General features: G+C 58.9%; 11 protein-coding genes and 1 pseudogene. 7 read left to right on the forward strand and 5 right to left on the reverse strand.

Features of this window, described 5'->3' with window-relative positions; genetic code table 11:
* Positions 1-75: 75 nt before the first annotated feature.
* Entirely contained in the window at positions 76-1098 is a 1023-nt protein-coding gene (locus tag HB777_38150; protein ID QND69473.1) for a GNAT family N-acetyltransferase, read from the forward strand.
* Here HB777_38150 and HB777_38155 read toward each other — a convergent pair.
* Entirely contained in the window at positions 1095-1595 is a 501-nt protein-coding gene (locus HB777_38155) for an ASCH domain-containing protein (GenBank protein QND69474.1), read from the reverse strand. The two genes, HB777_38150 and HB777_38155, sit on opposite strands and share 4 nt — an antisense overlap.
* A gap of 155 nt (positions 1596-1750) precedes the next feature.
* Here HB777_38155 and HB777_38160 point away from each other — a divergent pair, with 155 nt between their 5' ends.
* From HB777_38160 to HB777_38180, 5 genes and pseudogenes are all read left to right on the forward strand, one after another.
* Entirely contained in the window at positions 1751-2293 is a 543-nt protein-coding gene (locus HB777_38160; protein QND69475.1) for an AAA family ATPase, read from the forward strand.
* 155 nt (positions 2294-2448) lie between these two features.
* Entirely contained in the window at positions 2449-3789 is a 1341-nt protein-coding gene (locus HB777_38165; GenBank protein QND69476.1) for a DUF4365 domain-containing protein, read from the forward strand.
* A 315-nt stretch (positions 3790-4104) separates the two neighbouring features.
* Positions 4105-5577, forward strand: a complete 1473-nt coding sequence (locus HB777_38170; GenBank protein QND69750.1) for an IS21 family transposase — start codon at positions 4105-4107, stop codon at positions 5575-5577.
* Positions 5574-6347 (forward strand): ATP-binding protein, encoded by a 774-nt coding sequence (locus HB777_38175; protein QND69477.1) that lies wholly within the window; start codon positions 5574-5576, stop codon positions 6345-6347. Before HB777_38170 ends, HB777_38175 begins: the two co-directional genes overlap by 4 nt.
* Positions 6348-6579: 232 nt before the next feature.
* Positions 6580-7989, forward strand: a pseudogene (locus HB777_38180) (hypothetical protein).
* Between the two features lie 65 nt (positions 7990-8054).
* On the opposite strand, the gene HB777_38185 reads toward HB777_38180, so the two are convergent.
* Genes HB777_38185 through HB777_38200 form a run of 4 tightly spaced genes read right to left on the reverse strand, consistent with a single transcriptional unit; the run spans position 8055 to position 10668 of the window.
* Positions 8055-8957 carry an NADP-dependent oxidoreductase gene (locus HB777_38185; protein ID QND69478.1) on the reverse strand — a complete coding sequence of 301 codons (903 nt, stop codon included), beginning with the start codon at positions 8955-8957 and terminating at the stop codon, positions 8055-8057.
* Positions 8958-9016: 59 nt separating this feature from the next.
* Entirely contained in the window at positions 9017-9415 is a 399-nt protein-coding gene (locus HB777_38190) for a DoxX family protein (GenBank protein QND69479.1), read from the reverse strand.
* A 27-nt stretch (positions 9416-9442) separates the two neighbouring features.
* Positions 9443-9823 carry a glutathione S-transferase domain-containing protein gene (locus tag HB777_38195; protein QND69480.1) on the reverse strand — a complete coding sequence of 127 codons (381 nt, stop codon included), beginning with the start codon at positions 9821-9823 and terminating at the stop codon, positions 9443-9445.
* Complete coding sequence (locus HB777_38200) at positions 9820-10668, reverse strand: dioxygenase (GenBank protein QND69481.1); 849 nt, start codon at positions 10666-10668, stop codon at positions 9820-9822. The genes HB777_38195 and HB777_38200 overlap by 4 nt, the downstream gene beginning before the upstream one ends.
* Before the next feature lie 160 nt (positions 10669-10828).
* Between HB777_38200 and HB777_38205 the strand changes: the two genes are divergently transcribed.
* Positions 10829-11725 (forward strand): LysR family transcriptional regulator, encoded by an 897-nt coding sequence (locus tag HB777_38205; protein ID QND69482.1) that lies wholly within the window; start codon positions 10829-10831, stop codon positions 11723-11725.
* The last annotated feature ends 280 nt before the right edge of the window (positions 11726-12005 follow it).

Raw genomic sequence — 12005 nt, forward strand, 5'->3', positions numbered from 1 at the left:
AAATGTAGTGGTAACACGCGCCGGCGCGCGCCTAACGTGCTGATATAATTACATATTCTTACAGGCGGTGTTTAAGTGGGGTATAACATCGACTTCAAGGATGAGATTTTCGACGATCTGGCCGCCGATTACGTCGGGTTCCGTGAGGTCTGGGTGCCGAAGTGTAAGGAAGAGCACCGCGACTGCTGGGTGATCAAGGACGGCGGCAAGCTAGCCGGGATCGTCATTCGAAAAGACGAGACCCACGCCGAAGCCGGCACGCAGTACGCTGCTGCCAAGATTCTGAAAATCTGCACCTTCAAGGTGGCGCAGGGCCATCGGGGCCAGAAGTTAGGCGAGCAGTTGCTGAAGCAGGTCCTATGGCATTGTCAACGGAACGACTACGACCTGACCTACGTCACCGCATTTCCGAAGCAGGAAGGTCTGATCCGCCTCCTTGAAGAATACGGGTTCGAGAAGACAAAAACCCTCGCGAAAGGCGAGCTAGTTTTCGAAAAGCCAATGGGAAGTGGGCCGCTGGCGGCCGGAACCGATAAGCTCAAGACCGTGAAGAAGAACTACCCGCGGTTTTCGGACGACGCTGCTGTGAGCAAGTTCGTCGTACCTATCCAGCCGGGATATCATCGGAAGTTGTTCCCGGAGGCGACCGCTCCGACGACCGGAAGCACCGGGGTGCCAGGTGGTAAACCGGGTAACACCATCAAGAAGGTCTACATCTGCCACGCCCCCACGAACGCCATGCAGCCCGGAGATCTGCTCTTCTTCTACATGACCAAGTCCCCGTCGTACGGCTCCCAGTCGATGACGAGCGTGGGTGTCGTGGAATCCGTCCGTTGGACCCTCGATGTGAACGAGGTACGAAAGTGGACTGCGAAACGGTCCGTGTTCTCGGACGCGGAACTCGCGCACTGGGTGGCGGGATCGCGTCCGCTTAAGGTCATTGACTTCCTGCTGATCGGGCACGTAGAGCCAACCGTGCCGTTGACCGATTTGCTCGGCTACGGCGTCCTGCCTTCGTGGCCGCAGTCGATAAACAAGATTCCCGAATCGGCCTACACGAAGCTGAAGCCGCTCCTAAAGCTAGGCTTCAAGTTTTAGACCGAGGGGGATTCCAGCACGACGTTCCGGCCGCGAGTGTTTCGCTTCGTCGCCGTTGGCTCGAGGGCGAACTCGTAAATGCAGACCGTGTCTTCCGGCATTATGCGGCCGTAGAAGCGCTGCAGTGCACCGAGCAATTCGTCTAGGGAAGAAAACCCGTCGGAACGCGCATCCGCTTCAGTAAGGCCATTGAATGTGGAGTAGCGCACGCTCAGGACACGGAGACAGGCAAGGCAACGATACTCATCTTGCGGCCCGCGCTCTTCAGCCGCGTAAAGTGGCAGGACAGGCCCAGCGGGGTACTCGACCCTATCGCGGTCGTATCGGATCGTCGTCGATTTCTGCTCAGACAACACCTTGTCCGCGAGGCGTTCGGCCATGACGAAGCGCCGACGCGGAACGGAAGTTCGTTCGGGAAACTCGTCTGCGAGCCTTGTCTTCAGGCGCTCGAGAGCGGCGTCGTACAACCGTCGGGGAGTAGGAAAAACGAATTGCATTGCAACTCCTGTCTTTTCCGGATCCTATGCCAACACGAGAGAGATCAAAACGGTCCCAGGCAAACTTGTAGTGGACAGCGTGTGCGATGTAGCGGGCAATTTCGTCGCACGGTCGTCCATGGCAGAGGCTCAGGCTAGAGGAAGTTGAGGGGGACATGGCGAGAGCCGCACTGGTAGTCGGCGTGTCAGGTGTCGGAAAATCGTACGTGATTGGACGATGTGCCGCAAATGCCGGCTTCATCCACATTCAGGCAAGCGATGTCCTACGGCAAGCGAAAGCCGACCTGCTGGCTCGAACCGTAGACCGCGAGGAACTCAGAAAAGGTCAAGTTCTCGACAATCAGACGCTGCTAATCGAAGCTTTCGGGAAGCTGCGGGCCCAGGAGAGCCGCCCAATCGTTTTCGACGCGCATAACATCATCGACACCGACAACGGCTATGTCGAAATCCCTCTGGAAGTGTTCCGTGCGATCGATCTGTACGTTGTGATAGCTCTTTCCGGCGATCCTGAAAGCATCCTCGCTCGCAGGACTCGAGACACGGGTAGGGTGCGCCCAGACAGGACTTCTGGCCAGATTGCCGAGTACCAATCCCTGGTCATAGCGCTCGCCGAGAAACATGCCCGGGAACTCGGCGTGCCGTTCCGTTTAGTGGGCTCGGGTGACGAGGAAGCTTTCGCTCAGGCGATCCTGGCTTAGACGTCGATAGCACCTGGTCTTCCGTTGGAAGTCGCGGCAGCTATTCGATTACAACTCGTCGGGAAATTGAAGCGCGGCCCGCGCCGTCGTATCCTAACCGAACGATTCTTGTCCCTATTCTCGATTCTGGGTCGCATACTCTCGTTGAGCGGAAGATGGCGAAGAAGATTGGGCGTACCGATATCATCGGCGAACGCGGCATCGCGTATATTCGCCAAGTCGTGTTGAGCATGGGCTTCATGTTCTACGAGACTGGCGGCGTCGAAGCCGGAATCGATGGATTTATCGAACTACGTGATGAAACGACGGGAGCCGTCTCAAACCTGTTGCTACAGGTTCAGGGAAAGGCAACCGAGCGCACGCGACTGCAGGCCGAAACCGACACCACGTTTGAGTTCCCCGTGACAGAAGCAGACATCCAGTACTGGATGCATGGCACGGCTCCTGTTCTGCTGCTCGTCGTGAAGCTCGATGAAGGGAAGGCCTATTGGAAGTCGATCAAAGAATGGTTCAGTGACATCGAGCACTTGAAGTCGCGGAAGGTCGTGTTCGACAAGCGATCCGATTTCTTCTCTGTCGATGCAAAGGCCGCGATCGTGGCGGTAGCCACTTCGGCAAAGCCCGGGTCCACGGGACCTAGCGTGCGTCTCCACGAATCCCTGCTCGTGAATCTGTTGGAGATCGGTTTCGCGCCTAAGATCTACTGGGCCCCAACCCACCACCACACGGACAAATCTTTCGGAGCCGCCCTAAGGGAGCTGGACTCGAAAGCGTCTTCCGAGTGGATAGTCAGGAGCAATGCGGTTCTGTCATTCAACGACTTGGACAAGTGGCCCTGGAACAAGATCTGCGATGTGTCGGCGATGGAAGTCTTCGACACCTCCGAGTGGTCGGGCAGCGACGACGTGGACCGGGTTCGTGATTTCGTGGCGCTGTTGAATAGGGCGATCGGGGATTTTGTGAGACCCGACCTCCGTCGCGATCGCGACAGCGGCATCCTGTATTTCGTGAAGCCGAGAAACCGAGGGAAGCTCAACTACGCCTACAGGAGCCTCCGGAACTTGACTGCGCGTCGCGTTGTCAAGGGCTATGGCCGCCAGCGCGACCATCCGGGGAAGCCTGCTTACTTCCGTCATTCGGGCTTCCGCCCGCATTTCGTCCGCTATGACCAGAAATGGTATGTCGAGGTCTCGCCGACCTATCATTTCAGCAGGGATGGCTGGGAACCGGATTTCAAAGCAGGCGAACATCTGAAGAAGATTAAAGAACTCGAAAACAACGCTGCTGTCATGGGTCAGTTTGTGATGTGGCAGGCGTTTCTGACCACGCACCGCACAGGAGACCTGCTCGGAGAAGCCTACCCACATCTCAGATTCGCGCCGTTGGAATCATTCGAACTCGACGTCGGTGTCCCGGACCAACTTTGGACGGCGCAAGAATCCAATCCCACCTCGCCGCTGTTCGACTTCGACAAGATGCAGGAGGGCACGGAATGAGGCTTTCTCATCTGGCCGAGCCCGCACTGGAATTCGGAAGTGGGCTGCGGCATGCCGACATCCGCTGCGCGGCGACAATTAAGTTGGCCAGTTCGACGACAATTATCTTGGCCGGTTAGGGCGTCCGCCAGCGCCGTTTGAAGGGAGGGGCGGAGCCCCGACCGGAAAGCGGCACTGGCGGACGGCGGCGATTTCAAGCCCCCCTTCAGGGTGGGCCAGCCGTTCGGCGTCGAGGGTGGTATCGCAGCTCAATCAACCAACGATTTGAGCTCGATGCCAAACCTTCATGTGACCGACTGCCAGGTGATGCTCTACATGACCTCCCGTTCCCGACACCAAAGCAAGGATGCCGCCGCAGCCAGCGCCGGCTTTAGCGCGCGCACCGCACGCCGCATAGACAAAGACCCGCGTTTGCCGTCTCAAAAGAAGCAGCCGCGAACCTGGCGAACTCGCACCGACCCACTGACGGACGTCTGGCCCCGGGTATTGGAGATGCTGGGGATACCAGGTGTCATGGCCGTGACGATCTTCGAGGACCTCCAGGATGAACTCGGCCTTGACGCTCTTCCCGACAGCGTCCGCCGCACGCTGGAGCGTCGCATCGCCAAATGGCGCGCCCTTCACGGCGAAGACAAGGAGGTCTTCTTCCCTCAGCGCCATGATCCCGGCCGCCAGGCGCTGTCCGATTTCACCGTCACGGACAGCCTCGGCGTCACCATTGCCGGCGAGCCTTTCCCGCACCGCCTCTATCATTTCCGGCTGGCCTGTAGCGGCTGGGAACATGCGCGAGTCATTCTCGGCGGCGAAAGCTTTTCAGCTGTCGCCGAAGGCCTGCAGGATGCGCTTTGGAAGCTGGGCGGCGTCCCGCGCGAACACCGGACTGACTCGCTGTCGGCTGCTTTCAAAAACCTCGACCGCGACGCCGAACGCGATTTTACCAAGCGTTATGGCGACCTGTGCCGACACTACGGCATGGAGCCCACCCGCAACAATCCCGGCGTCGCCAATGAGAACGGTAGCATCGAAGCCGCCAACGGCCACATCAAGATCCGCCTCGACCAGAGGCTCCGGCGCCGCCGAAGCCGAGATTTCGACAGCCTTGAAGCCTATCGAGCCTTCGTCAGTGGCGTCTGCGATCGTCACAACGCCCGCCGCGCCAAGGCCGTCGCGGCCGAGCGCGAGACGCTCAAAACTCTGCCCAAGCGCCGAACCACCGACTTCGCGATGGTGACGGCGAAGGTGACACGCAACAGCACCATCAATGTCGATCGGATCCTCTATTCCGTTCCGTCCCGGCTCATCGGCAACAAGATCGAAGTGCGTCTCTTCGATGACCGGCTGGAATGCTTCCTCGGCCCCGACCCGGTCATGCGCATGACCCGCGCACGGACCGACCGAGCACGCGGCCACTCGATCGATTATCATCATCTGATCGGTACACTGCGGCGCAAGCCGCAAGCCCTCCGATACCTCGTCTACCGCGAAGCACTCTTCCCGCGCGCAGCCTACGCTCGCGCCTGGACCGCTCTGGACGAAGCCCTGCCGCCCAGAGACGCCTGCCGGTCAATGGTCGCTTTGCTGGCAATGGCCTCGACCTGCGAAGCCATTGAGATCACCTTGGCCGATCGTCTCGACGCAATCCTGGACGCCGGCCGGCTGCCTGACCTCGCCAAACTTGAGATCGAGTTCGCGAGCAAACCGAACTCGTCGAGCGAGGTCGCCATCCCAGAGCCAAATCTTGAAGCCTACGATCGGCTTCTGCCCTCGGCTTGCGAGGTACGGCCATGACCGACGCAGCCCTCCTCTCCTCCTTGCTGACCGAACTGCGCCTGCCCAGCATCGTGCGCAATTGGCGGCGCATCGCCGACACTGCCGACCGCGACGGCTGGCCAGCCCAAAAAACCATCGCTGCGCTGATGGAGATCGAGGTCGCCGAGCGCACCTCACGCCGCATCCAGCGTCATCGCGATCAATCCGAAGCGCCGGCTGGCAAAACCTTCGCCAGCTTCGATTTCGACGCCGCACCAGGCGTGCGCAAACAGCAACTTCTGTCCCTCGGCGCCGGCGGAGACTGGATCAAGAACGGCGACAACCTCCTGTTGTTCGGCAAAAGCGGCACAGGCAAAAGTCACGCTATCGCGGCCATCTGCCATGCTCTTATCGATGCTGGAAAGCGGGCCTTGTTCACGCGTACCATCGACATCGTTCAAAGGCTGCAGACTGCGCGTCGCGACCTTTCCCTGATCGGCGCCCTTGAGAAGCTCGATAAGTTCGACCTCATCGTACTCGACGACCTTTCCTATGTCAGGAAGGATCAAGCCGAGACCAGCGTCCTGTTCGAACTCATCGCGCATCGATACGAACGGCACAGCATCGCCATCACCGCCAATCATGCATTTTCAGCATGGAGCACCGTTTTCCCGGACGCCGCCATGACCGCGGCGGCGGTGGACAGATTGGTCCATCACGCCACGATCATAGAAATGAATGGCGAAAGTTATCGAGAGCGCTCCGCCGCCCGGCGAGCCACCAACGAGGAAACTCCCATCTTGGCTTAGGCTTTAACAGCAACACATCATCGCATGGGCTGTAATCGTCGCTGGGACAATAGCTAGCGACAATTACTCACGCCACTATCATAAACAGCCAGCGACAATTAAAATGATTGTCGCTAAGACTCCCCCTTGTCAAACGACAATTAGAAAGATAGACGTCTTGTCGCTACTCGGCGACTGTCCAAATATGCCAGTTTAATTGTCGATAGACGGACACCGTAATTGTCGCGTTGCAATCCGCTTCGGGATCATGGACTACGGTCCCTTTGACGTGCACATCGATGGTGCGCCAAGACGCATCAAGCTTGGAATAGTCGGGAGCGCGGACACGGTGGAAGGTACCGCCAGATGGATCGAGGCGTGCTCTGACGGTTTCGAAGCAAAGTCCAGCCGGCAGGCGAACCTGTTCCCACGATTCCCAGGTCTGCGAAACGATGAAACCTTTCGATGCGAATTCACCACATCGAGCGAGCTTCAGCGAATCCTTCCAACAAAGGAAATCGGTCGTCTGGTTGCGATCCCGGGACAAAGGGAGGTCACTCGCGAGGTGGTCAGCACCATCGTCAACGAAATCGCGGTCCTCGCTGAAAGGACCGCGCTACCGGATGTCGTTCTTATCGCGTTGCCTGTCGAGATCATCGAAAGGACCGTGAATGCGCGTGAAGCCACCCGCGAGAACGATGACGAGGTCGACGCGGAGGCCCCGGTGGAAGCGGAGCCAGGCAGCGAACTGGACTTCCGCGGCATGCTCAAGGCAGCGTGCATGCGCCTGCGTATTCCTATTCAGTTGATGTGGCCGACCACATTCGATCCGTCTTACCGCATACCTCGGAAACTGAAGGAGAACAGCGACCGGCGCATGCAGGATCCTGCCACCATCGCCTGGAACCTTATCACTGCCATCTACTACAAAGCCGGTGGCCTGCCGTGGCGCCTCGCAAGGGATGCCAGAGAACTTAGAACATCTTTCGTCGGTCTAAGTTTCTACCGATCGGTGGAAGGCGAGCATATGCATACAAGCACGGCCCAGATGTTTGACGAGAGAGGGGAAGGTTTAATCCTTCGTGGCGGACGCATGGTCGAGAGCGAAGAAGACCGTTCGCCCCATCTCACCGCCGAAGATGCTTATGCGCTCCTGAGAGATTCCCTGAAGGTGTTTCGCGGTCAGCACGGCCACTACCCAGCCCGCGTAGTACTGCACAAGACCTCGCGTTTCGATCGGAACGAACTGGACGGTTTTCACAAGGCCATTGACGAGCGCGACATCGACTATGCCGATTTCGTCTGGATCCAGAAATCGATGACACGCCTTTATCGCCTCGGTGTCTATCCACCGTTGAGAGGCAGCCTTTTGCGCTTCAGCAAGGATCAGGCTCTCCTTTACACGCGCGGCAGCGTCGACTTCTTCCGCACATATCCCGGAATGTATGTGCCGCGGCCGCTGATGCTGCGATGTCAGGTCCTCGGTCAACCACTGCAGCATATCGCGTACGAGACCCTGGCTTTGACCAAGATGAATTGGAACAACACTCAGTTCGACAACGGAATGCCGATTACTATTGCGGCGGCAAGACAGGTGGGGCAGGTGCTAAAGTACCTCGGAGACGGGCAGGAGATCGCCCCAAGGTACAGCTTTTACATGTAGAGAATCGGCTCTGACGCTGCGGAAGCAGCAGCTCTATGTCGGCTATGCCAGCCATATTCTTGCTTTCAGTGCTTCAGCACGACTTTCCCGGAAGCGCCCGCTGCAACCGCTTTTTGGGCCGCGCCAATCTGGTCCAGGGTGAAAGTGTGGGAAATCGGGATCACCAGCTGCCCACGTACGGCGGAATCCAGCACTGCATCAAGCGTGGCGGCATCGGTGCGGTGGTAGAGTTCAATGACAGCCACGCGATTTCCGGCATTGGCGCCCTCGGGCACCGGAACAACGCTGGCCACATGGCCACCGTCGCGGACATGGCTGATGAGATTGTCGGCCACGGGGCCGGCGGCGCTAATGGCATAGTCGAAACTCGGAATTGCGGCTGGGATCGTGATATCGAGCGCTTCGCCCGCCACGTCGCGGCCTTCACTCAGCCGCTCACGCCGGACGCCGGCCACCGGCTTGGCGCCGATCTGTTTGAGATACTGGATCGCGGACCGTCCCACCGTGCCAAGGCCGCCCGAGACCAGAACCCGATCGCCAGCCTTGATTCCCAGCGCTTCGACGGTTTGGCGCCCGGTAAGGCCTGCTTTGACGAGCGAGGCACCCTGCTCGAAACTTAGTTCAGCAGGCAGCTTGGCGACAGATGTGGCTGCAACGACGCCATATTCGGCGTGCGCGCCTTTGCCGTTTGCCGGAAAATCGGCCACAACCCGGTCACCGACCGCAAAACCGGTCACGCCTTCGCCGAGCGCCGAAATGGCGCCGGCGGCGTCTCCGCCAAGCACAGCCGGCAGCGGCAGCGGTATAAATTCGGCCATGAAGCCCTGGCGGAGAACAAGGTCGAATGGGTTGACCGCGGATGCCTCGATCTTAATGAGGACCTCGCCCGGCCCCGGCTGCGGCGTCGGAATATCGGCGATTTCGAAGTGATCGACGTCGCCGTAGGATTTGAGAAGTGCGGCTTTCATTGCGGTCTCCAAAATTCTGGTCGTCTGGTTTGGCACTTGCTTTTTCCAGATGCTGCCGTTTACGCCATGGCCGGGCGGCGAGCGTTCTCGAGGGCCCATGCCCCACCGCCTGCGAGGGCGAGATAAAGGAAGATGAAGCAGAACAGGATCGCGGGTTCGCCGAAATTCAGAGCCGGCCAGAAACCCTGCGACGCGTGTGCCATGAAATAGGCGGCTGCCATCTCACCCGAAGCAATGAAGGCGGCGAGGCGCGTGTAAAATCCGACGAACATCAACAGCGCGGTGATCACCTCGATTGTGCCGGCAACGATCATGATGGCGGGCAGCGGATAGGACACACCCGGAATCGCGGCCGGGAACTGCAGGAATTTCATGGTCGCGTGTTCGAGGAACAGAAGTGCGGTCATGATGCGAAGGATCGCAAGAACGCGCGGCGTCCATTTGACGGTATCAAGCATGACATCTCCAATTTGGTTGATGGGTGGTCAGGCGGCGGAAACCGCCTTCTTCAGTTCCTGGTTTTCCTTCCAGAGCTTCATCGACATGGCAAAGACGCCATCGACATAGTTCCGGTAGACCGGCAGCCTGGCCGGATCGCGGCCCGCCTTTGCCGCGAAGAATGCAACAATGTCGTCGGATTCAGTGACGTAACGACCGGGCTCAAGCTGCGCGCACGGAAAGCTCACCTCATCGAGGTGCGGCAGCAGCTCTGTCCGGATTTCTTGCTCCCCCGCGGTGCCGGAAACGAAGTCGCGGCTTTCAACTTCCGAAGCCAGGCCTGATTCCAGAAGAAACAGGCGAACTTTCAAGCAGAAGGGGCAGTTCTCCTTGAGATAGACGATCGGTTTGAACGTTTCGCTGATCATGGCGCATCTCCATTTGCTTGGGCGGCTGAAGGGGCGAGACCGAAGCGGAAACTCGATGCGGTGAGCCCGCCCGCGAAGTCCTTCTGGTGATAGATCGTGGCACCCGGTTCGTCTTCGGCGGCACCGACCACCACCATCAGCGGGATGAGGTGATCTTCACGGGGGTGCGCCGCGCGGGCGGCTGGCGCCCGTTCCCATTCGATGAGCCGTTCGGTTCGCTTCTCGGAAGGACAATGCATCAGAGTTTCCTGGAGCCAGGCGTCAAAGCGACGGGACGGCTCGTATCCGTCCGTGCCGCGCATGGCAGACAGGTTGTGATAGCTGAGGCCGCTGCCGATGATCAGAACGCCCTCGGCGCGCAGAGGCGCGAGAGCTCGGCCGACCTTGATATGCAGCGCCGGATCGTAACCCATATCCAGCGAAAGCTGGACCAAAGGAATGTCCTCGTCCGGATAGAGAGGCTTCATGATGCTGAAGGTGCCGTGATCGTAACCGCGTGTTGGATCAAGTGCCGCTTCGATGCCGCTTGCGAGGAGTCGCCGCTGAACACGGTTCGCAAGCTCCGGCGAGCCGGGCGCATTGTAGGCGATGCTATAGAGGTATTCCGGAAAGCCGTGATAGTCATAGACCATGCCCGGCTTGACACCTGACGAGATGGCAAAACCAGTCTCTTCCCAGTGGCCCGAGATCACGAGGACCGCCTTCGGCGCGCTGCCGAGTTCGGCGCGCATGTCCACCAGCGACTTCTCAAGCACGTCGAAATTGCGGCGGAACTCGCCCGTAATATAGGGCCAGGGTCCGCCGCCATGACTGATGAAGTAGGTCGGGAGCAAGGAATCTGTCACCAGGTTTGTCCTTCATGAGGTGACCGCAAAATCCGCGGCTGGGGCGCCGTTTGAAAAGCTTGCCTTCCAAGGGCGTCCGTTGCGGAAGAATTTGATTTTTTCTCCTTCAATGATCAATCTGGCTGATATTGAAGAACCATTTCCTGGATGTTGATGATAAATGGATACGTTGACGAGCCTGCGGGTGTTTTGCACCGTCGCCGACCTAAAAAGCTTCACCGCTGCCGCAGATCGCCTCGGCATTTCGCCGGCAATGGCCAGCAAACACGTAATGCAGTTGGAGAACCGCCTGGGCACCCGGTTGCTCAACCGGACGAGCCGAAGAGTCAGCCTCACAGAGTCTGGTGCGCTTTATTTCAATCAAACCAAACAGATGCTTGAAGGGCTTGACGAGGTGGAAGCGGCTGTCGGCAACGTCACCGTGGCACCCCGTGGGACCCTGAAACTGAGTGCGCCGGTTTGGGCAGCCAGCACCTGCTTTGTAGACATACTGGCCGCCTACAATCAGCGCTATCCCGACGTCTGCCTGGATGTGGATCTAAGCGGGCGTATCGTCAATCTGGTGGACGAAGGTTTCGACCTGGCTCTGCGGGCAACGTCGCGCGAGCGGCTCGATCCGGGCCTTGTTGCCCGTCCGCTGACCCAGATCGAGTTTCGTCTCATGGCATCGCCGGAATATCTGGAGCGAACAGGGCGACCCCAACGTATCACCGATCTCAATGGCCACGCGCTGCTTTGGTTCAGCGGGATCAACCTCGGCGACAGCCTGTCGCTGGAAGGTCCGGATGGACGGCACAGGGTCACATTCCGTCGCGTGATGCTGAGCGAGAACGAGACGATTTTGCAGCTTGCAGCGCTGCGGGGCATGGGCCTTGTTTTTCTACCGAAATGGATGGTTGAGCCGGATATCGAAGCAGGCCGGCTGGAGATGGTGCTTCCAGACGCGCTCGGGTTCACCAACACGCTACATGCCGTATATCCGAGCCGAAAATACCTTTCCGCCAAGGTCCGCACTTTCATAGACTTCATAACGGCGAGGCTGCAGGAGATGCAATAGCCACCACCCGTCTACAGTTCTCACCCCGGGCGATGTCGCTTTAACTTGAACTATGTTGTTGGTCTCGCGACACGACCCCATCGGGGCAAATTCAAACGATCACGTGCCGTTTTCCGACATGGCAGTCTTCAGCCCTTCAAGCAAGTGTCGCGCAGCCGGGCCCAGTTCGCCATCGCTGCGTTGCACCGCGTAGATCGGAAGCACTGAAGCCCAATGCAATCCTCCGGGATCGGCGGGCCGCAGTTCCATGAGGCGACCGTCCCGCCGATCATTCTCGATC

Origin of the sequence: Mesorhizobium loti (genome assembly GCA_014189435.1) — a bacterium.
Classification (GTDB): domain Bacteria; phylum Pseudomonadota; class Alphaproteobacteria; order Rhizobiales; family Rhizobiaceae; genus Mesorhizobium; species Mesorhizobium loti_G.